The organism is Gardnerella sp. Marseille-Q9185, assembly GCF_046508745.1.
Lineage (GTDB): Bacteria > Actinomycetota > Actinomycetes > Actinomycetales > Bifidobacteriaceae > Bifidobacterium > Bifidobacterium greenwoodii.
Genome location: NZ_JBKFWK010000007.1, coordinates 22,369 through 44,870 on the forward strand (window position 1 = coordinate 22,369; position 22,502 = coordinate 44,870).

General features: G+C 43.5%; 16 protein-coding genes and 2 tRNA genes. 17 read left to right on the forward strand and 1 reads right to left on the reverse strand.

Annotation, left to right across the window (positions count from 1 at the left end; genetic code table 11):
• Positions 1-8 precede the first annotated feature (8 nt).
• The 8 genes from valS (at position 9) to ACLD5M_RS05710 (ending at position 12,474) form a co-directional block, all read left to right on the forward strand.
• Entirely contained in the window at positions 9-2,771 is a 2,763-nt protein-coding gene (valS, locus tag ACLD5M_RS05675; protein WP_410314785.1) for a valine--tRNA ligase, read from the forward strand.
• A 139-nt stretch (positions 2,772-2,910) separates the two neighbouring features.
• Positions 2,911-4,707: an arginine--tRNA ligase gene (argS, locus tag ACLD5M_RS05680; protein WP_004134167.1), complete on the forward strand. Its 1,797-nt coding sequence runs from the start codon at positions 2,911-2,913 to the stop codon at positions 4,705-4,707.
• 254 nt (positions 4,708-4,961) lie between these two features.
• Positions 4,962-6,518 (forward strand): branched-chain amino acid transport system II carrier protein, encoded by a 1,557-nt coding sequence (gene brnQ / locus ACLD5M_RS05685; protein WP_410314786.1) that lies wholly within the window; start codon positions 4,962-4,964, stop codon positions 6,516-6,518.
• Between the two features lie 370 nt (positions 6,519-6,888).
• Complete coding sequence (locus ACLD5M_RS05690) at positions 6,889-8,169, forward strand: ABC transporter substrate-binding protein (protein WP_004134171.1); 1,281 nt, start codon at positions 6,889-6,891, stop codon at positions 8,167-8,169.
• A gap of 2 nt (positions 8,170-8,171) precedes the next feature.
• On the forward strand, positions 8,172-9,137 hold the full coding sequence (locus ACLD5M_RS05695) for a carbohydrate ABC transporter permease (RefSeq protein ID WP_410314787.1): 966 nt from the start codon (positions 8,172-8,174) through the stop codon (positions 9,135-9,137).
• Complete coding sequence (locus ACLD5M_RS05700; protein ID WP_004134175.1) at positions 9,121-9,963, forward strand: carbohydrate ABC transporter permease; 843 nt, start codon at positions 9,121-9,123, stop codon at positions 9,961-9,963. Before ACLD5M_RS05695 ends, ACLD5M_RS05700 begins: the two co-directional genes overlap by 17 nt.
• Before the next feature lie 55 nt (positions 9,964-10,018).
• A complete protein-coding gene (locus ACLD5M_RS05705; RefSeq protein ID WP_004134177.1) occupies positions 10,019-11,413 on the forward strand; it encodes a glycoside hydrolase family 13 protein in 1,395 nt (464 codons plus the stop codon).
• Positions 11,410-12,474 (forward strand): LacI family DNA-binding transcriptional regulator, encoded by a 1,065-nt coding sequence (locus tag ACLD5M_RS05710; protein WP_004134179.1) that lies wholly within the window; start codon positions 11,410-11,412, stop codon positions 12,472-12,474. The genes ACLD5M_RS05705 and ACLD5M_RS05710 overlap by 4 nt, the downstream gene beginning before the upstream one ends.
• 29 nt (positions 12,475-12,503) lie before the next feature.
• Here ACLD5M_RS05710 and ACLD5M_RS05715 read toward each other — a convergent pair whose 3' ends face one another.
• Positions 12,504-12,851 (reverse strand): phenylpyruvate tautomerase MIF-related protein, encoded by a 348-nt coding sequence (locus ACLD5M_RS05715; protein WP_004134181.1) that lies wholly within the window; start codon positions 12,849-12,851, stop codon positions 12,504-12,506.
• Between the two features lie 84 nt (positions 12,852-12,935).
• Here ACLD5M_RS05715 and ACLD5M_RS05720 point away from each other — a divergent pair, with 84 nt between their 5' ends.
• From ACLD5M_RS05720 to ACLD5M_RS05760, 9 genes are all read left to right on the forward strand, one after another.
• Positions 12,936-13,445 carry a GtrA family protein gene (locus ACLD5M_RS05720; protein ID WP_004134183.1) on the forward strand — a complete coding sequence of 170 codons (510 nt, stop codon included), beginning with the start codon at positions 12,936-12,938 and terminating at the stop codon, positions 13,443-13,445.
• A 15-nt stretch (positions 13,446-13,460) separates the two neighbouring features.
• Positions 13,461-14,189 carry a histidine phosphatase family protein gene (locus tag ACLD5M_RS05725; RefSeq protein ID WP_004134185.1) on the forward strand — a complete coding sequence of 243 codons (729 nt, stop codon included), beginning with the start codon at positions 13,461-13,463 and terminating at the stop codon, positions 14,187-14,189.
• A 32-nt stretch (positions 14,190-14,221) separates the two neighbouring features.
• Complete coding sequence (locus ACLD5M_RS05730; RefSeq protein WP_004134187.1) at positions 14,222-15,187, forward strand: hypothetical protein; 966 nt, start codon at positions 14,222-14,224, stop codon at positions 15,185-15,187.
• A 28-nt stretch (positions 15,188-15,215) separates the two neighbouring features.
• Positions 15,216-16,778 carry a glutamate--tRNA ligase gene (gltX, locus tag ACLD5M_RS05735; RefSeq protein WP_032837698.1) on the forward strand — a complete coding sequence of 521 codons (1,563 nt, stop codon included), beginning with the start codon at positions 15,216-15,218 and terminating at the stop codon, positions 16,776-16,778.
• Positions 16,779-16,963: 185 nt separating this feature from the next.
• Positions 16,964-17,036, forward strand: a tRNA-Glu gene (locus ACLD5M_RS05740).
• A gap of 40 nt (positions 17,037-17,076) precedes the next feature.
• Positions 17,077-17,148, forward strand: a tRNA-Gln gene (locus ACLD5M_RS05745).
• A 442-nt stretch (positions 17,149-17,590) separates the two neighbouring features.
• Complete coding sequence (locus ACLD5M_RS05750; protein ID WP_004134191.1) at positions 17,591-18,883, forward strand: metallophosphoesterase; 1,293 nt, start codon at positions 17,591-17,593, stop codon at positions 18,881-18,883.
• Positions 18,884-18,993: 110 nt separating this feature from the next.
• A complete protein-coding gene (gene murA, locus ACLD5M_RS05755) occupies positions 18,994-20,355 on the forward strand; it encodes a UDP-N-acetylglucosamine 1-carboxyvinyltransferase (protein WP_050543282.1) in 1,362 nt (453 codons plus the stop codon).
• Between the two features lie 167 nt (positions 20,356-20,522).
• Positions 20,523-22,448 carry a serine/threonine protein kinase gene (locus ACLD5M_RS05760; protein WP_019260685.1) on the forward strand — a complete coding sequence of 642 codons (1,926 nt, stop codon included), beginning with the start codon at positions 20,523-20,525 and terminating at the stop codon, positions 22,446-22,448.
• Positions 22,449-22,502: the final 54 nt, after the last annotated feature.

The following is a 22,502-nucleotide window of genomic DNA, read 5'->3' on the forward strand; positions in this document are numbered from 1 at the left end:
TTCAGTTCATGAGTGAACAGGATAATAACGCAGTAAAACACGCACATTTAACACCATTGCCTAACAAGGTTGGTGTTGATGGTCTTGAAGACAAGTGGCGTAATAATTGGGAAGAAGCCAAGACTTACGCTTTCCACAATTCCCGCGACCGCAAGGCCGTATATTCTATTGATACTCCACCTCCAACAGTTAGTGGCCACTTGCACGTAGGTCACGTATTTTCTTACACGCATACGGATGTGATTGCGCGTTATAAGAGAATGCAAGGCTTTGACGTGTTCTACCCAATGGGTTGGGATGATAACGGCTTGCCAACAGAGCGCCGCGTTCAAAACTATTACGGCGTGCGCGTAGACACTTCGCTTAAATATGATCCTGATTTTAAGCCGCCTTTTGAAGGCACTGAAGGTAAGAAGATTGAAGCAAAAGATCAGGTTCCTGTAAGCCGACAGAACTTTATTGAGCTTTGCGAACGCTTAACTTCTCAAGATGAGAAGCTGTTTGAAGCTTTGTGGCGTAGGCTCGGTCTTTCTGTGGACTGGTCGCAAACTTACCACACGATTGGCGAGCAGCCTCGCCGAGTTGCACAAAAAGCATTCTTGCGCAATCTTGCTCGCGGAGAAGCATATCAGAAAGATGCTCCAGGCTTGTGGGATGTTACATTCCAGACTGCTGTTGCTCAGGCTGAGCTTGAATCGCGCGAATATCCTGGTTTCTACCATAAGATTGCGTTCCGTTTCGAAGATGGTACGCCAATTTATATTGAAACTACGCGCCCAGAATTACTTGCTGCTTGCACATCTTTGATTGCAAATCCAGAAGATGAGCGCTACAAGAAGTACTTTGGTCAGGAAGTTTACTCACCGCTATTTAAGGTGAAGGTTCCGATTTTGGCTCATTCTGCTGCTCAAATGGACAAGGGTGCTGGCATTGCAATGTGCTGCACTTTCGGTGATGTAACCGACGTTGAGTGGTGGCGTGACTTGAGTTTGCCAACTCGACCAATCATTCAGCGCAACGGCCGCATCGTTATGACCACTCCTGATTGGATTACGGACGAGTCCGGCCGCGAAATGTTCGAGAAAATTGCTGGTAAAACCACTTTCTCTGCTCGCAAGGAAGTTGTTGAAGCTTTGCAAGCTGCTGGAGATATGGAAGGCGAACCAAAGCCAACAAAGCGTATGACGAACTTCTACGAAAAGGGCGATAAGCCTTTGGAAATCGTCACTTCTCGCCAATGGTACTTAAAGAACGGTGGCACAGACGAAAAGCTGAACGCTGAGCTTATTGAGCGCGGCAAAGAACTTAATTTCCACCCAGACTTTATGCGCGTGCGCTACGAGAATTGGGTTCACGGCTTGAATGGTGACTGGCTTATTTCTCGCCAGCGCTTCTTCGGCGTTCCATTCCCACTTTGGTACCCAGTAAACGAAAATGGGGAAGTGGATTACGAGCATCCTCTGACTCCTAGCGAAGACCGTTTGCCAATCGACCCAACTATCGATGTGCCAGAAGGATTCGATGAATCTCAGCGTAACCAGCCAAACGGCTTTACTGCTGAGCAAGACATTATGGACACTTGGGCAACATCTTCCTTAACTCCACAAATTGTGACCCGTTGGGAAGAGCCAGGTGAGGAAAATCAAGCTTTGTTTAAGGCTACTTTCCCAATGGATTTGCGTCCACAAGGCCAGGATATTATTCGTACTTGGCTGTTTAGTACGGTTGACCGCGCGCATCTTGAAAACGGCTGCTTGCCTTGGAAGCATGCTGCGCTTTCTGGCTGGATTCTTGATCCTGATCACAAGAAGATGTCTAAATCTAAGGGCAACGTTGTTGTGCCAAACAAGCCAATCGAAGAGTTTGGTGCAGATGCTGTGCGTTATTGGGCAACTTCTGCAAAGCTCGGATTGGATGCAACTTACGACGAAGGCCAGATGAAGATTGGTCGTCGCCTTGCTATTAAGCTTTTGAACGCTACAAAGTTTGCGCTCGCAATTGGCCGCGAAGACGAGGAACATCAGGTTCTTGAGTCTGCCAGCGCGGATTGGGATTTTGCAGACGTTACGGAAGTTTTGGATCGCTCTGTTATGGCAAAGCTTGCATCCGTTATTCGTACCGCAACTGATGCGCTTGAATCTTACGAGCATTCTAAGGCTTTGGAAGCAATCGAAACCTTCTTCTGGGAATTCTGCGACGATTACATTGAGCTTGCAAAGAATCGTGCTTACGGTACTGCAGAATCCACTGGACGCACTCCAAGTGAAGCTGCTGTAAAGTCTGCTCGTACAACTCTTGGACTTGCACTCGACGCTTTGGCTCGCTTGCTTGCTCCTTACTTGCCTTACGCTACTGAAGAAGTGTGGAGCTGGATGCATGACGGCGAAGGCTCTGTGCATCGCGCAAGCTGGCCATGCGCTAAGGCTTATGAGGCTGCTGCAAACGGTGTTTCTGCAGATACTTTGGCTTACGCAGGTGAAGCTTTGGCTACTTTGCGCAAGATTAAATCCGAAGCAAAAGTTTCTATGAAGACTCCTATTTTGCAAGTGACTTTGAACGTTGCGCAAAATGCTTACAAGGCTGTTGAGGAGACTTTGGATGACGTTGCTGAAGCTGGTCGCGTTACTGGAGAAGTAAAGCTTAACGCTGTTAAGGCTGCAGTTGCTGCTGATACTGAATCTGCTGAAGATTCTGCAGAATCTGATGCAGCTAACGTGAACGTTTCTGTTGCTCAAAGCGAACTTGGCGAAGCTCCTGCAAAAAAGAAGTAAACGCAAGTAATCGAAAATAACTAATTGCAAACTGTTTGCGATTAGTCGCAAAACAAAAGCGCTGGAAGTCAATCTTCGACTTCAGCGCTTTTGTGTATTTAATCGCGAAGCATCGCGCGGTAACGCTAGACTGTAAACCATGAATCCAGAAAGCTTAAGTGAATTAATTGAAAAAATCGCTAAAGATTTAGTAGCAAATGGTAAAGCTGGCAGTCTAACAGAAGATTTGATTCCTGCAGCCGAAAAACTTGCGGTAATGCGACCAAAAGATCGTGCGCACGGCGATTGGGCTACGAATGTTGCTATGCAGCTTGCTAAAAAAGCTGGTATGAAGCCTCACGATTTAGCAGAACTTTTTGCTGAGCGTTTGCAAGAAGCGCAAGGTATTGCATCTGTGGAAGTTGCGGGCCCTGGCTTTATTAATATAACGCTTGATTCTGCGTCTGCAGCGGCTGTTGTTGACGAAGTCTTAAAGCAGGGTGCGGATTTTGGCAAGAATACGCACTTGGGTGGCAAAACTTTGAATCTTGAGTTTGTTTCCGCAAATCCAACTGGCCCAATCCACATTGGTGGCACGCGCTGGGCAGCAGTTGGCGATTCTATGGCTCGAGTTTTGGAAGCGAACGGCGCAAAAGTTGTGCGCGAATACTACTTCAACGATCATGGCGAGCAAATCAACCGTTTTGCAAAGTCTTTAGTTGCTGCAGCTCACGGCGAAGAAACTCCTGCAGACGGCTACAAAGGCGCGTATATTAACGAAATCGCGGATGCTGTTATAAAAGAAGCACAAGCAGACGGCGTTGATGTTCTTTCTTTGCCAAGAATTGATCTTGGAAAAGACAAGGAAGGTTTGCCACTTGGCGAAGGTGATTCCGAGCAGCGAGAAGAGTTCCGCAAGCGCGCAGTGCCAATGATGTTTGCCGAAATTCGCAAGTCAATGCGCGATTTTCGCGTTAGTTTCGACGTGTGGTTCCACGAAAACAGCCTGTACGAGGATGGCGAAGTTGAGCGTGCTATTGCGGACTTGCGTGAGCGTGGAGATATTTTCGAAAAAGATGGCGCAACTTGGTTTGAATCCACTAAGCATGGCGACGACAAGGATCGCGTAATTATTAAGTCCGACGGAAACTACGCTTACTTTGCTGCAGATATTGCGTACTATCGCAACAAGCGTCACCGTGAGCAGAATCCTGCAGACGTGGCAATCTACATGCTTGGCGCGGATCATCACGGCTATATTGGCCGAATGATGGCAATGTGCGCGGCTTTTGGAGACAAGCCGGGCGAAAACATGCAGATTCTTATTGGTCAGCTTGTAAACGTTATGAAAGACGGAAAACCTGTGCGCATGAGCAAGCGTGCTGGAAACGTTATTACGATTGACGATTTAGTTGATGCAATTGGCGTTGACGCTTCGCGTTATTCGCTTGCGCGCACCGACTACAACACAAGCGTTGATATTGATTTGGACTTGCTCGCTTCTCACAGCAACGATAATCCTGTGTACTACGTGCAATACGCTCACGCGCGCAGTTGCAATGTGGCTCGTAACGCGGCAGATGCTGGAATTACGCAAGATGGCGCTGATTTGAGCTTGCTTAATACCGAGGCTGACGGCGAAGTGTTGGCTGCTTTGGCGCAATGGCCTGCAGCTCTTGCACAAGCTGGCGATTTGCGCGCTCCTCACCGCGTTGCGCATTATCTTGAGGATTTGGCTGCAAGCTACCACAAGTGGTACAACCTTGAGCGCGTGGTGCCAATGGAGTTAAGCGACCCAGAAGATCGTTTGCCAGAAGCTGAGCGCGAAGCAGTTCGCATTGCAAAGTGCCCAGAGCCAGCTCGTGCTGCAGCTCGTTTAAAGCTTAACGCTGCTGTGCGCACAGTTATTGCAGCTGGTCTTGATTTACTTGGTGTTTCTGCACCAGAAAAGATGTGATTTTGCTTATTTTATATAAGATTTAGAGCAAAAATATATAGCATTTTTTGATTACATAGGACGTTGGTAATATGCCAGCGTCCTATTTATTTTTGATTAGAAGACACGCGCGAGATTGTAAATTTATGCTGATTAAGTACATGTGATTTATTAAGATACCCCCTAATATTATTTTCGCTTTAAATCCACAATAAAGTCAGGGATTTAGCTGAATAATATGCTTAAACAATTTTCACCATATAGGAGGTGTAAGCATGAGCGTCACAACACAAAGTGTCAGCACAGACAGTGCCCCGAAAAAAAGGAACTTGACAATTATTGAATCCGCGTACGTGGCGGTCATGTTGTTTGGCATGTTCTTTGGCGCTGGAAACCTGATTTTCCCAGTATTTCTTGGTGCTAACGCGGGCAACAATTCTGCGCCTGCAGCATTAGGTTTTATTGTTACTGGCGTTGGTTTGCCGTTGTTAGGCGTCACGGCTCTTGCAATGAGCCGCGCAAACGGTCTTTTTGAGCTTTCGAGCAAAGCTAGCAAAAAGTACGGCATGTTCTTCACTTGTGTGCTGTATTTAACTATTGGCCCGTTCTTTGCAATTCCGCGCTGCGCAACAACTTCATACACTGTTGGCTTAGAGCGCGTTATTCCACAAGATGGAAACGGTCAGCTTTACTTATTCTTGTTCTCCGTAGTGTTCTTTGCGCTTGCGTTCTTCTTTGCTATGAAGCCAAGCGGAATACTTACGTGGGTTGGTAAAGTTCTTACGCCAATCTTCCTTGTGTTCCTAGCGGTTTTGGTGTTTACTGCACTATTTTCTCCTGTAAGCGGCGCTTCTGCGGATGCTGCTCCTATGGGAAATTACGTTAATAAGTCATTCTTTACAGGATTCTTAGATGGTTATAACACAATGGATGCTCTAGCTAGCTTGGCATTTGGAATTGTGGTTGTTAGCACCATTCGTCAGTTTGGTGTCAAAGATCCTAAAGATGTGGCAGTAAATACTGCTCGTTCTGGTTTCTTTAGCTGCTTGCTTATGGCAGTGATTTACGTTGCGATTGTTATTGTTGGTGTGCGTAGCTGCGCTCTGTTCCCACCTGCGGAAAATGGTGGCGTAACTTTGGCGCAAGTTGCACGCTACCATCTTGGAAATGCTGGCTTGTTTGTGCTTGCTGCAACTGTAACGCTTGCCTGCTTAAAAACTGCGGTTGGCTTAATCGTAAGCTGCTCGGAAACCTTCTCTAAATTATTCCCTAAGGGTCCTAGCTACAGAGTTTGGGCTGTGTTGATTACGCTTGTTTCGTTTGGTCTTGCAAACTTTGGTTTGAGCGCAATCATCGAATATGCGGTTCCAGTATTGATGTTCTTGTATCCACTGTCAATCGTATTGATTCTTTTGGCTTTGTGCGGTCGACTTTTTGGAAATTCCAAAGTCGTGTACGCTTGGACGCTTGGTTTTACTGGCGTTGCAGCTGTATTTGACTTTTTGAATAGTTTGCCAACAGCTTTGCGCAACGCATTGCATATGAACGATATGTTGATTGTTGCTCAAAACTGGCTGCCGTTCTCGGAATTTGGCATGGCTTGGGTTTGCCCTGCTGTTGTTGGATTTGTTGTTGGCTATGTTCGCATGGTTTTATGTGACAACAAAGGTATGGAAGAAGTGGCTCGTGTAGCTGCTGGCCCAAATCTTGAAGGCAGTGTTGCTAGTAGCGATGACTATTCTTCAAGCGATGCTGAGTTTAACGAGTCTGCTGACTTCGCTGTATCTGCTAAGTCTACTGCTGACGAACCTAATTTTAGTGAGCAATCCTAAAGTTTTGTAGAGTCGCGTAAAAGTTATAATAATCGCCATATTTTGATGCGTATTTTACGTAACAAGATATGGCGATTTTTGTATAAAACGCGCACTTGACTTATTTATTGGAACGATTTAGTATATTTCAATAACGAACAAAATAATGTGCAATCTAAAGTAATTCTCGCTTAGCCAGTAAAGCAAGATACAAAAATGCACGCGTCTAATGCTCGATGCTGAGGCATTAGCAAAAGTGGTTGTTCATGAGTGAAAGGAGTAAACGACGCTGTTTGCAGCAGAAGTCTGGCGTTGCTATATATCAAATGATTCATTGGGCGGTATGTCCAAGAACCTAAGTTTCTCTAAATATTTCTAAGGAAGAACAACGATGTTGAAACTAAAAAAGTTTGGAGCAATCTCTATGATGCTCGCTGCTGCGCTGTCTCTTACTGCATGCGGTGGCGGCACAAGCTCTACAAGTAATACTCAAGGTAAAACAACCGTTTCTGTTTGGCACTACTGGGATGGTGCTAATGCAGATGCTTTCGATAAAAAAGTAAAAGCATTTAATGCTTCGCATAAGAACATTGAGATTAAAACTACGAATGTTCCTAATGCTGATTTCTTAACAAAATTACGCGCATCTGCTACGTCAAATACTTTGCCTGATATGGCAATAGGTGATTTGATTTGGATGCCTCAAATGGCGCAAATTGGCAAATCTGCAGACTTAAAAAATCTTCTCAAGCCTGAAGTAATTGACAATATTAACCCAGCATTAAAGAATTTCGGCTCAATTGATGGTCACTTAGTATCCGTTCCAATGTCAGCCAATAATCTTGCGTATATGTACAATCGCACAGTATTTAAGAAGGCTGGTTTAGATCCAGATAAGCCGCCAAAAACTTGGGATGAATTAAAGCAAATGGCAAAGCAGATTAAGGATAAGACTGGTCTTCCAGGTTACGATTTGCCAACTGAAGCAGGAGACAGCGGTGAGGCTCTTACTTGGAACTTCCAAGTCAATCTTTGGCAAGCCGGTGGCGAATTCTTAAAGAAAGATAACTCTGCTGCAGCATTTAACACTCCTGCAGGTAAGAAAGCTGCAAACTTCTGGATGGATCTTATTAAAAGTGGAGTGAGCCCATATGCTGGATGGGGCAAGTTTGAAAAAGGTCAAGGTGGTTCTGCACAGGAAGGTTCATGGATGGTAGGTATTTGGGCTGCTGATCCGCCGTTTGATTTTGCTGCAGCGCCATTGCCAACCCCTGAAGGTGGTAAGCCATCTACCAACCTTGGCGGAGAACAGGCAATGCTATTTAATAATGATGATGCAAAAGTAAAAGCCGCTGCTGAATTTGTGACTTGGTTCTTGCAAGATAAACAAGTTCTTGATTGGTGTGAATCTACCGGCTTCCTGCCTGCAACAAAGAGTGCAGCTAGCAACGCAGAGTATCGTTCTTGGGTTGAGAAGAAAGAGCCTCGCTTGCTGCCATACATTGAACAAATGGCAACTGCTCATACTCGCCCGAACACCAAACTATATCCACAGATTTCGTTGGCATTCGCAAAAGAAATGGAAAAAGCATTTTCTGGCGAAGTAAATGTTGATACTGCATTAAAGAATGCAGAAAAAGCAGTCAACGACGTAATAGCGCAAGGTAAGTAGTCATGCGTAATCCGATAGCACAGCTAAAAAATAAGCAGCCAGCTACTATTGACAACGTAAAAGTTGGCAGTAGCAAGCTGATGCGAAATGATCATAAAACTGTAGGAAAATGGGAGCAAATTCTCACAGCATGGGGATTATTGCTTCCTGGATTAGTGATTCTCGTCATCTTCACTTTTTATCCAATTATTTCTGCAGCCTACACGAGCTTAACGAATTGGAACGGTTTTTCTGCAAATCCAGATTTTATTGGATTGAAGAATTATGTAAAACTATCTCAAGATCCAGAATTTTGGAATAGTTTAACTGTGACTGTTATATATGCGTTTGGCGTAGCTGTGTTATCGGTTGTTTCCGGTTTGATTTTTGCGGTATTACTAGATGCGCCAATTCGCGCTCGCGGATTGTATCGCACCATATATTTCCTTCCTGTCGTTACCTCCTCGGTGGCTGTAGCAATTGTATGGAAATATATGCTGGATCCATCGGGTCTTGTAAATTCGGTACTCTCATCCCTCGGTATTTCAGGACCCGACTGGCTCCACGATAAGTGGCTAGCATTATTTGCTACTATATTTCTTACAGTTTGGAAGAACTTAGGTTTTAATATCATTCTATATTTGACTGCTTTGCAATCTCTTTCTAAGTCGACTTATGAAGCGGCAAGTCTTGATGGTGCTACGAGCTGGCAACAGCTGCGTTATATTACAGTTCCTCTGTTGAGACCAATTACATTCTTCGTGGTTGTTCAAGCGCTGATTAGCAGTTTCCAATCATTTGATTTAATTTATGTGTTTACTGAAGGCGGTCCTCGAGGAGGCACTGACGTACTAGGAATGTTTATGTATCGTCAAGCATTTAGGTTAGGCAATTTCGGTTATGGCACAGCAATCGCGATAGCATCGCTGGTGTTAGTTCTTATCGTAACTCTTGTGCAATGGAAGGTAAGTAATGCAGAAAATAAGTAAGGTCTTTACGAGATTGCGTTCGTTGCATCTTGCTCGACATATTGTACTAATTGTTGGTGCAGCCTCAGTACTCATTCCATTTATGTGGATGTTTACAACGTCGTTGCAAACAAAAGCTGAGACGTATGCCGTTCAGTCAGTGATTCCAACATCGTGGCATTGGGAAAACTATTTGCATGCTTGGCAAAGTGCTCCGTTTGCAAATTATTATATTAATAGCTTGATTATGTCGGCAATTATTGTAGTTGGTCATCTTGCGTTCGACGCTATGGCAGCTTTTGCTTTTGCGCGATTAGAGTTTCCTGGAAAGAAAATATTATTTGTGCTTCTGCTTTCTGCATTCATGGTTCCAGCCTTCGTAACTGTTATACCTATGTACGGTATTATTGCTCAGCTGCGTTGGATTGATACTATGGCAGCGTTAACGGTTCCTCGTTTGGCTGATGTATTTGGCATTATTTTGCTGCGTCAGCATTTTAGTACTATCCCGCGTGAACTTGATGAAGCTGCACGAATTGATGGATGTTCAAGTCTTGGTATTTTTATTAAAGTTATTCTGCCGCTTTCTAAGCCAGCTCTTGCAACTCTTGGTGTGTTCTCATTCCTATTTGCGTGGAATGATTTCCTGTGGCCTCTGTTGGTTACAAATGCTGAAGAAATGCGTACTATACAAATCGGATTAAGTGGTTTTGTTGGGCGTTATGGTACGTCATGGAATTATTTAATGGCTGGAACTTTGACGTCAACGTTACCATCAATTATTATTTTCTTCTTCTTCCAAAAAGCTCTTGAACGAGGAATAGCTTCTACTGGTCTTAAAGATTGAAGAAGTGATAAAACTTTCGTAATTTGTAAAATTAATTATTTGTTAGGAACAAGTCATGCAACCTGAGTGGGTAAAATCAAGCGTATTTTATCAAATTTTTCCGGAGCGCTTCGCAAATGCAAATGCTTCTATTAACCCTAATCCTGTAGAATCATGGGATAAATCTCCAACTAGAGATAATTTTTTCGGTGGTGATTTGCAAGGTATTAGTAAACATCTTCCATATCTTGCGGATATGGGTATAAATGCTCTGTATCTTACCCCAATTTTCCAAGCAGATACGAATCATCGTTATGATGCTACTGATTATTTCAAAATTGATTCTCGACTTGGCAATGACTCAGATTTTGATGAATTTATTAAACGTGCTCATGAATTGCAGATTCGTGTAGTTTTAGATGGCGTATTTAATCATTGTGGAATAGGTCATTGGGCTTTCCAAGATGTTGTTCGCAACGGTGAACAATCACAATATGTTAATTGGTTTTCGGTAGAGGGATTTCCTGTAGTGTCTCATCCGGAACCGAATTATAAAACATGTTCAGGCTGCTACTATTTGCCAAAATGGAATGTGTATAATCCAGAAGTGCGTAGACATCACTATAACGTTGCTAAATATTGGTTAAATCGTGGTATTGATGGTTGGCGTTTAGATGTTCCATATTTCGTCAATAAAACATTTTGGAAAGGTTTCCATAATATAGTGAAATCTTTTGGAGATGATAAATACTTAGTAGCTGAAGAATGGCGTAACCCTTCTCAATGGCTTACTCCTGAACTTATGGATGGAACCATGAATTATACTGTTCGTGATTTAGTCCTAGGTTTTTGCGCTGATGAAACTTTGGATGCTTATGATTTTGCAGATGGCATGAATGCTTTGTATAACGATATTCCGGAAGAGCATCGCTCTTGTATGTTGAATTTGCTTGGTAGTCATGATACTGAGCGCTTGCTTACGCGCACAAAGGCTCATGAATATGCTTGGGATACACCTGCTGAAGACGCTGAGAATTTAGCTTACGCTTTGCTATTCGCTGCTGATGGTGCTCCTATGGTGTATTACGGCGATGAAAATGGCATGGAAGGAGAAAATGATCCGGGTTGCCGCGCTCCTATGATTTGGAATAAGAATGATTGGAATTTATCTGTTCGTAAAACAGTTTGCAAATTAATGCGTCTACGTAGAGAAAATGCTGCTCTACAATATGGAAGGCAGCATGTAGCTGCTTTGGGAAAACATACTGTGTGTATCACTCGTACTTTGCCTTCAGGGCGTGCATGCTTATGTTTAGTGCATCGAGGATCTGGAGCTTACATCAATTGTGATGATTTGCCAGTGCGTATGGATCGTGCGCTATTTGGTGTGCCAAGTATAATAGGTAATCAATACCGTATGGGAGAAAAATCCATCATAATGTATGAAGGTGAAGCAGTGGGGAAGCTATGAATGTTCGTAGAGTGACTATTAAGGATGTTGCAAAGAAAGCTAATGTTTCCAAGTCTGCAGTATCTTTTGCATATAATGATCCGTCAAAACTGTCTGAGGCGACGGTTGAGCATATTATGCAAACTGCTGAAGAAATGGGATATGTGCGAAGTGCAACAGCTAGAGCATTGCGCACGAATTCTTCGAATGCTTTGGGCTTGTTGCTTCCGCAAGGTATTGATACGATTTTGCAAAATCCTTATTATTCACTTTTGATTCAAGGAATTGGGCAGGTTTGCCAGTCGGAAGGCTACACTTTGATGCTTGTACCTCCATTAAGAGGTTCAATGTTAAAAGCTATTCCTACAGCTGCAGTAAGCGGTTTTATAATTTGCGGCTTGGAAGCTGAGCGTGCAGAAGTTGTTGAAATTTTGAATAAGCATGTTCCTGTAGTGATTGTTGATCCTGCTCAACCTATTAACGTTCCAACTGTAGAAGTCGACGATGAGCATGATTTTGAAGATTTAGTAGATCGACTTATTGATTTAGGTCATAGGAATATTGGTATTGCAGCAATCGAAACGAAATCGCATACTGATTATCCGGGATGGCAAGGAATAGTTGGTAGACGCATGGCAAGTGTTGTGCGTGCGCTCAGAAAGCACAACTTATCGCCGGAAGATAAAGAGATTACCGTTATAGAAACGCCTTGCACATATCAGGGTGGCGCTGATGTTTTCAACAAAATGTGGAATGACATTGATATTGAATGTAGGCCTACTGCGATTGTGTCGTTTAGTGACATTATTGCGCTAGGCGTGCTTGGAGCAGCTCAAGCGCAAGGATTACGCGTTCCTGAAGATCTTTCTATTACGGGTTATGATGATTTGCCTTTGTCTACAATTTGCACGCCTAGATTAACTACGGTTCATCAGCCAATTACTTCGAAAGGACGTTTGGCTGCAGAAAGTTTGATTGATCAAATACGTTTTAATGAAGAAGCTTTGCCTGTTTCGCATAAAAAACTAGGAACTGCCCTCATCGTGCGTGAATCTGTTGGGGCAGCTCCTACTAAGAAGTAATTGGCTTTAATATATTTTGCAGTTTTTACCTAGAAGTTGCTGCCGTTCCAACCCCAGTCGGTGGTTGCAGTGTAACGAATGTAAGTGCGATCCTGTGGCACGCCAAGCTCGCGCTCTAAAGCTGCCATAATCTGCTCAGTCAACTTTTCCCAAGCAGACCCAGGCACGCTGGAACCAAACACGTTCACCTCAACGTAAGCTGCAGGCTTGGAATCGTCTCCTGCAAAATAAATCGGCATATTGTCCTCGAATGGGCACATAAGCCAATGCTCACTTTTGCCTGGAACTGCGTTAATCGCCTTGCCGTAAGCAGCTTTTAATGCGTCGCGCTGGGCAGGTGTTGTGCTTACGGAAACATGAGTATGAATAACTGGCATAATTGCTCCCTTGCTAAATTTAGTAAGTTTTATTACGTAACAATTATATGTTAATTGTTAGCCGTCGCGTGTTTAATGGAATATATGAAAAAGCTTATTGAACAGGTTGTTAAATTCGGAATTGTAGGAATTATCGCGCTTATTATTGATGTTGCGCTTCTGAATTTGTTGCTTCTTGTGCACTTAAATAATGTTGCTGCAGGCACTATTTCGTTTATTATTTCGCTTATTTTTAACTACATTGCCAGCATGAAATACGTGTTTAAGCACCGCGAAGACATGGCTCGTTGGCTGGAATTGCTGATTTTCGTTATTTCTGCGGTTATTGGCTTGCTTATTAACGACGCGATTATTTGGGCTAGCACTTTTGGAATGGCACAAACTTTGCGTGGCACTGCAATTTACATGCTTCGCACAAACATTGGCAAGCTTATTGCAACAGTAGTTGTAGCCATATGGAATTTTGTTATTAGAAAGTGGCTTTTAGACGACACGAAGTCGCAAAAACCTGGTTATGATGCCGCTAAAGACAATACTTTTGCGCATCGCTTGGGTGAATGGTCGCTAAATCATACGCCAAAAGGTTGGAAGTAAAAGTAGGAGTTAGGAATGCCGGCTACAACAATTCATTTTGTGCGTCATGGGGAAGTAGATAATCCGAATCATGTGCTGTACGAGCGCCTGCCGGGATTTCATCTTTCTGCGCGAGGTGTGCGAATGGCAAGAGCTACGGCGCAATATATTGCAACAGTTCCGCAAATGCGAGGAATTAGTGCAATATACTCGTCTCCTCTTGATCGCACTCGCGAAACAGCGCGCGAAATTGAGGATGCTTTGCGTGCTATTCCTGATTCTTGCTATGTAAAAGCGCACTGTGGTGAGGATTCTTCGCAATCTTCCGTAAAATCTTCTGCACAATCTTCGGTTCAATCTCATGAAAGCGACATTATTTTAGATAAGCGCTTGATTGAAGCTGGCAATAATTTCCGAGGGAAAAGAATCGGCTACGGTGAAGGTGCGTTGTGGAAAAACAATAACTGGAAGCTTGTTGCAAATTTGTGGAAGCCAAGTTGGGGAGAAAGCTACCGCAGTATTGCTACTCGCGTTGGTGATTTTGCACGCGAGCAGGTTCGTAAGCATCCTGGTGAGCAAATTGTGGCTGTAACACATGAGTCGCCGATTTGGTCTTATCGTCACCTGCTGGAAACTGGCCATGCTGAGCACAATATGCTTCTTCGCCACACAGCATTGGCGTCAATTACTTCTATTACTTACGATTGCAAGACTTTGCGCGTACTTTCTATTACGTATGTAGATCCTGCAGCAAACGTTAAGTAGAAGTAAAAGCTGCGAATGTAAAGGAGCGTTCGATGGTAGCTTCTAATGGAACAATAGGAATCGAAAACGTGGGAATTGAAAAAGTGGAAATCGAAACCATAAAAAATCTAAATAACGCAGCTCAATCCGCCGCAAATTTGACAGCATTGTGGCCATTAACAGAAGCTCGTCACCTTGATAACGACGCAAAATACGCGGAAAATCTGGAAGTGCGCTCAATGCGAGCAATAGCGCGAATGCTAACGAATCTTGACGTGACCGTTCCGGATGCTGAATTTGTGTACGAAGGTGCGGACGAGATTCCGGGCAGACCGCAAGAAATTGTTGACGCTTTGCTTTCGGCTGCGGACGCCTACGATGCAATGGATTCGTGCTATGAGCCTAATTATGACGAAGCGGAAGCAGAAATTTTAGAAAACGACGTCAATAATATAGAAACTATTTTTAATAAACTTTACTCTCACGCATCTGTTGATGCCGATGCAATTAATAGCGCTGCAGATACGTTGGGAGTACAAGGAAATTGGGTTGCTGAAGATTTACAAAACGCTATCGAATACGCAAAAAAGCAATCCTTTGAATATAGGGAATCTGTAGAGTCGCAAAAAATTATTCTGGTTTTGTGTATTCTTATCAAGCTAGTTGCAAAAACTAGCGATATTCAAGAAACTTTACCAATTTTCCTTTATATTAACGAAGTGTGCGAGTGTGCTGGCGTGCCTCGCATGATGTTTAAAGATGCTCAGTGGCGTGAGCTTGTTGATTGCGTTAAAAACAGCGATGAGAGTAGTAAAGATAGTAGTGTTTACGATTTGATTATGTTTGCGGCGCCTTTGTTGGCTGCGGAATGGCAAAAACATCGTGAAGACGTGCTGTGGGATCCAGAAGTTGCTAAGAAGCTTGCAAAAGAAGAAGACGATCGCAAATCTCGCGAAGCATTGGCAGCAAAATTTGCGCATGTAGAAGGAAATAAAGAATCTACGCAAGCTCTTGACTGAACGCAATCCGTCCGTAACGCGCGGCACAATGGAACCTATGACTGATACAGAGGAAACTCAAGAAGTTGCTAATAATGCAACAAAATCCACAAAGCCTGAACTTCCAAAGAATGTTCGCGTGCGTTTTTGCCCTTCGCCAACCGGCACACCTCACGTGGGTATGGTTCGTACCGCGCTGTTTAATTGGGCAGAGGCTCGCCATACTCATGGCAAATTGCTGTTCCGTATTGAAGATACCGATAATGAGCGCGATAGCGAGGAAAGCTACCAGCAGATTATTGAGGCTCTTCGTTGGCTCAATATTGATTGGGACGAGGGCATTGATGTTGGCGGAGATAACGGCCCATACCGCCAGTCCCAGCGTATGGAAATTTATAAAGACGTAGCACAAAAGCTTTTTGAAGCAGGATACGCTTACGAATCCTTCTCTACTCCTGAAGAAATTAAGGAGCGTAATATTGCTGCTGGCCGTCCAGCTGAATTTGGTTACGATGGTTACGATCGCAATCTTACAGAAGAGCAGAAGCAAGCTTTCCGTGCGGAAGGCCGCAAGCCTGCGCTTCGCTTGAAGATGCCAAATGAAGACATTACTTTTAACGATTTAATTCGTGGCGAAATCACCTTTAAAGCTGGATCTGTTCCAGATTATGTGATTGTGCGCCCGAATGGCGATCCGCTTTACACGCTTACGAATCCTGTTGACGACGCGTTAATGGACGTGAACGTGGTTTTGCGCGGTGAGGATATTCTTAGCTCCACGCCTCGCCAGATTGTGCTTTACCGTTACCTTATGGAAATGGGTATTGCTAAGGAAACTCCACTTTACGGCCATATGCCTTACGTTATGGGCGAAGGTAAGAAGAAGCTTTCTAAGCGAGACCCAGAGTCCAACTTGTTCTTGCATAGGGATAACGGCTTTATTCCAGAAGGCTTGCTGAATTACTTGGCTTTGCTTGGATGGTCTATTGCGCCGGATCGTGACGTGTTCACCATGGATGAGATGGTTGAAAAGTTCGATGTGCGCGATGTTAAGGCAAATCCTGCACACTTTGACTTGGATAAAGCAATTTCGATTAACGCTGAGCATATTCGTATGCTCGATCCGCAAGATTTCTTGAACCGTTCCGTGCCATACTTGCATAAGGATGGCGTAGTTAGCGCGGATAATTGGGATGCATTAACTGACCGCGAGCGCGAAGTTCTCACAGCTGCAGCTCCACTCGTGCAGCCTCGCGTGCGCTTGCTTGGCGAGGTTGCTGGAATGGTTGGAAGCCTTCTTAGTGAAGATGGCTACATTGCTCCAGATGATGACGCTCGTAAGCAGTTGAAGGAATCCGCAGGAGAGGTTCTTGACGCTGCGCTCGCTGCCTTGAAGGACGTTGATGCTTCTGATTGGCATACTGATTCCTTGCACGAGCTTTTGAACAAGAAGCTTGTTGAGGAAGCTGGTTACAAGCCGCGCCTGGCATTTGGCCCTGTGCGTGTAGCACTTTCTGGCCGTCGCGTTTCGCCTCCACTGTTTGAGTCCATGGAAATCGTTGGCAAAGACGTGACTTTGGCGCGTTTGGCTGGTTTGCGCGAGCACTTGTAAATCGCAAATAATTTATAAGTGCAAATAAAATTTAAATAAGGCGGGAGTGTGGCACTATTGCTGCATTTCCGCCTTTTTATTTGTTTTATGCTTAATATATTTTCGACACGCCGCGGTTGCAAGTATTTGCTTTATGTTGTAAAGTCGCTATTTGTTGCGTCAAGAGGCGTAGCTGATAAATGAAAGCCCCCGTCGTCTAGCGGTCTAGGACTACGCCCTCTCACGGCGCCAACACCGGTTCAAATCCGGTCGGGGGTACGAAGACGGAACGGTTCCAAGAGCCGCGAAGCCTGCCAATTGGGGTATGGTGTAATTGGCAACACAGGTGATTCTGGTTCATCCATTCTTGGTTCGAGTCCAGGTACCCCAGCGAATAGCTCTCGTAGAACGAGGGCTTTTTTGTTATCTATATAAATTTCTGAGAATCATACATTTAAAAATCAAAAACCCCGGTGCGTGACCGGGGTTAGAGAAAAGAGAAGAAGAGAGGTTAAGTTCTTTAAGGTTTCGTAACTACTTGTTTGTAGTTCGTTTTCCTTTTGATATATCTATAATAAACACCTTATGCTGAGTGCAATAATGCGATTGCCTGTAAGTTTCCTGTGAATTTGTAACTATTTTGCTGATTTTTGCTGATTTTTCCTGTTTTCCACCTATTTCCCATCAGTTTTCACATGTTTTCGTTGGTAGTAGCGAGTTTTCTGATCTCAACCATTTTTGCAAGCAAACCGAGTTTTACAAGAATTAGCGAATTTTTGAAAACACTGCAAAAAATTTAGTGAGTCGTTTCGTATCTGCCGTATGCTTGAAGTATGAGTGATTCTGCACAATCTGAAGTTACTGCAAATGCAGAGCTTCCTTTATCGATTTCGGCGCGATTGGGGCGCTTACAGTTCCATCTTTCTGGTAAGTTTCGCGTACTTCAATGTGCAGATGTTCAAGATGTTCCTAAAGTGTCGTCGGATACTATTCGACTAATTGAATCTGCTTGCAGCGCCGTGCGTCCCGATTTGGTTGTGTTTACAGGTAATCAGATTGCTGGCTACGAAAAAGTTTTTTCAAGCACTTTTACGCGCAGACGTTGGCAGAAGTCTGAAAATATGTCTGACTTTGATAGGAAGCAGCTACTTCAGCAGGTTAAAAACGGAATATCTCGCTTAGTTGAACCATTAGAAAAGCGCAAAATTCCATGGGTTGTAACATATGGTAATCATGATTTTCAGTGTGGATTAAGTAACGAGGAGCTTGACTCACTGTATCGTGAATTTTCTTGCTGCATGAATCGTGTTTCTAACTATACGTCTTCATCAAGCGCAATGCAGTCAACGAATTGTATTTTACACAAGCAGATTATATTGCCTTGTGAGCCTGGTACTTTCGCTCTTCCAGTTATGGACGAAAGTCAAGAAAATGTTGTTTTTTCAATTGTTTTAATAGATTCAGGAGATTATTCTCAATCGGGCGGCTACGGCCAGCCTTCTAAAAAGGCTCTTAATTTTGTAGAAAAGCTTCCGGATTCTTTGCCGCCTCGTTTCTGCGTGTTTCAGCATTTTCCGTTGCAACAGTATTATCGTGTTCTTCGTGAGGTTTCTAAAGATTCTGCTGCACAAGAAAGCGCAATTGAAGGGTATCGTACTTTTGCTGGACGTTACTACGCTCTTGACGAGAATCGTGTTCTTCCGGACGGCTATTTGGGAGAGGGTATTAGTTGCCCAGATGTTGACAGCGGCGAGTTTGCGCTTTTAGCTAAAGTTGGCGCGTTTGCTGTTGTTGCTGGTCACGATCATCTAAATGCTTTTGCTGGTAAAGAGCCTGAAAAGAATATACTTCTTATTGCAACTCCTACTTGTGGATTTAGTTCATACGGCCCGGAGCCTGCAAAGCGTGGTGTACGTTTGCTTGAATTTGATATTCGTCACCCATTTGAACCGCGCACGCAAATGCTGGAATTTGGCAATCTTGTTGGCAAACCATCAACTAAAAAGGCTTATACGTATGGTCTTACCGCAGAATCTGAGCATGATTTACCTGAGGTTGATTTATTGCGAAAACCATCATTGCTAACTAAGTTAATTCGCAGATGGCGTCAGCATCAAACCCATTAAAATGCGAGTTTAGCGGAGTTAGTATTTTATTAAGCAATATATCTGAGCGCGTTGGCAAGTATGCCGGTATGATAGTTAATAGTTTTTTAGCGCGAACGAAAGAGGTAAACGTGTCCGCACATAATACGGCTGAACAGAACAACAATAGTGGCATTGATGCTGCAGACGTGTTGCATGTAGAAGGTGGTAAGCCGCTTAATGGCACTATTAAAGTGCGTGGTGCGAAGAATTTTGTAAGCAAGGCAATGGTTGCTGCTCTTTTAGCACCTGGAAAGTCTGTGCTTAAAAATGTTCCAGAAATTCGTGACGTGCATGTTGTCTCAGATTTATTGCGTTTGCATGGTGTTTCTGTAGACGTAAATGGTCCGGAAGGAATCGTTACAATCGACGCAACAAAAGTGCAGCTCGCAGATGTTGCAGACGTCGATACTCTTTCTGGCTCTTCGCGTATTCCTATTCTTTTCTCTGGTCCTCTTCTTCATCGTCTTGGAGAAGCGTTTATTCCAGCGCTTGGAGGCTGTAATATTGGCGGTCGTCCAATTGATTTCCATCTTGAAACCTTGCGAAAGCTTGGTGCAAATGTAGATAAAGATCACGAGGATGGCATTCATATTACTGCGCCTAACGGTTTGCATGGCACTAAAATTCATCTGCCGTATCCTTCTGTTGGAGCAACAGAGCAGACTTTACTTGCAGCAGTTCTTGCAGAAGGTCGAACTGAGCTTTCCGGCGCTGCAATTGAGCCTGAAATTATGGATTTGGTAGCTGTTTTGCAAAAAATGGGTGCGATTATTTCCGTTGATGTTGATCGCACTTTCCGAATTGAAGGCGTAAAAGAGTTACAAGGCTATACGCATACTTCACTAACCGATCGAATTGAAGCTGCTTCTTGGGCTTCGGCGGCTCTTGCTACTCACGGAGACGTGTTTATTAAGGGCGCAACTCAGCCGGAAATGATGACTTTCTTAAACGTATTCCGCAAAGTTGGTGGACAATTCGACGTTACGGATAAAGGTATTAGATTCTGGCATCCGGGTGGGGATTTGCATCCTGTTGCTATTGAAACCGACGTGCATCCTGGTTTTATGACGGATTGGCAGCAGCCGCTTGTTGTTGCGCTTACTCAGGCGAAGGGCTTGAGTATTGTGCATGAAACGGTGTACGAGAATCGTTTTGGTTTCACTAAGCCTCTTGTTCAAATGGGTGCTATGGTTCAGCTGTATCGTGAATGCTTGGGTTCTCTTCCTTGCCGCTTCCAGCAGCGCAATTACAAGCATTCCGCTGTGATTTTTGGACCTACTCCATTAACTGGCCAAGATATTGACGTTCCGGATTTGCGAGGTGGTTTTAGCCACTTGATTGCAGCTCTTACTGCTAAAGGTCCGTCTAATGTTCGCGGTATTTCGCTAATTGATCGCGGTTACGCTGATTTTCGCGGAAAACTTCTTGCGCTTGGTGCGGATATTGACTAATTAATCCAAGTATTTTGTAGGATTCTAAGCTTTTAACCACAATAGGTAAAAAAGCTTTTTTACGCACAAAATTATCGATACAGTAGTCGCAATTGTAATTTAATTGCTCAGTAAATTAACCAAATTTCGCCGAGCAATTTACATTATTTAGATTGCGAGGATTGACGATGGTTTGTGTAGGAGGGCGATACCAGTTACTAGGAGAGCTGGGTTGCGGTGGTACTTCAACCGTATTTCTTGCGGTTGATACTGTGCTGCACAAACAGTGGGCTGTAAAAGAAACCTTGCTTCAAGGTGATGAATCGTATCGCAAAAATATAGTCCAGTCTTTACGCGCTGAAGTTGATGTATTAAAAGAGTGCGATCATCCAGCAATACCTAGAATCGTCGATTTTTTTGAAGAAAATGGTCGAGCTTATGCCGTACGAGATTATGTAAAAGGACGTTCTCTTAAATCAATTGTTGACGAAGAAGGTTTACAAAGCCCTTCAACGGTTAAAAACTGGGGAGTGCAATTATGTTCGGTTTTAGCTTACTTGCACTCTCATTATCCTCCAATTATTTATGGTGATCTTAAACCTTCAAACGTTATTATTTCGCAAGACGGAACAGTTCGCCTAATTGACTTTGGTGCTGCAAGTAAACTGTATACTCGCGAAGAAGCTGCTGATTTTAAATCTGATAGTATGCGAAGTTTTGAAAAATCGGATTTACGTTTTGCAACTCCACGTTTTTCGGCGCCTGAAGTTTTAGATGGTAGTGAGGAAATAACCCCTGCTAGTGACGTTTATGCTCTTGCAATGACATTAAGATACGCGTTATTTCCTAGCGATGCTTCTAAAGCAGGTTTGCAAACGCTAACTGTAAGGCACGAAAATCGTGAATTGTTTGAGAATCTAGTATCTGTTATTGCACTCGCAACAACTTCTAATCCTTCGCACAGGTATAAAGATTGCGAAGAGATGCTTTCTGCGTTAGAGTCATGCGGCTCCAGAAGCAGTCGAACTTCATTAAAGAATAAAAATTCTGTTATTAGCAGGCGCAAAAGTCAAGCATCTTCTACGAAGAGGCTTAAGAGTAGTGCGCAGATTAGCACTCCTGTAAAAACTGCAGGCATATCCGTATTGCTGCTATTTTTTGTGGTTGTATTATTCAATTGCCTGCCTATTTTCAGCAGCAATGCAGCAGTTAAGACGGCAGACAAAACTTTAAGCGCAGAAGCGAAAATAAGTCGCCTGAAGTTAATAAAGAAAAATAAAACAGATTACGATTCTCTTATACGTATGGCAGAACGTGAAAGCAGATCTGATTCCGCTAAACGCTATATTTCGCGCGCTATGCAAATCCAAAATAGCATGTTGCAAAAGAATTACGTTCGACAAATGTCTTTTAGGCCTTTGCGCGTTTTGCTGCGCTCGCAACTTGCGGATCAGCAGTGGAGTGCGGGGGAGGAGCGTGATTTTATGAGCTTAATAAGCAAGTATGATCATCAGCTGCGTTCAAATAGAAACGATTGGGCAAGTATTTCTGGCGATATTGGTAAAGCGTATTGGTACTATTTTGCGGGATTTTCTGGAAAAGTTGCGAATGTGGAAAGACTTTCGCGCATGCGAGTGGCAAGGGCTTGGTTTGTTGACGCATTGGCAACTTCCAAATCCGATTTAGTGAAAAATCAAGCGCACGAAGCACACAAGAAAGCAAGTAATAAAGCAAGCATGTTTAAGGCTTATGTTGCTATTTCTGATTGCTACGCTCGCCTTGTTGATGTTAGTACAGATGCTCCAAATGAAGAAACGTATAAACAGTATGTGAATCATTTGCAGAATCTTATAAAAATATCGAAGCAGAATAATGTGAACATACTTCGCATTGATACTGGAGAATTGGTGCTGCAATCCTTACATTCTTGGATGCGAATGTTGCGTGGAAGCGGTTTTAGTAAGCAAGAAATTCAACAGTTATGTGATGATGCGAAAAATCTTCTTAATCAGGCAAATGCTTCGAATGATGATGCTGCAAAAAGACAAAAATCTGCGCTCGATAGCGTGCATCAAATTCAAGACGAAATCAACTCAATTTTTTCAGAAAAATAATTTAAGTAATAAAAGTAATAAAAGGTAATAAAAGTAGAACAAAGTAACAGCAAA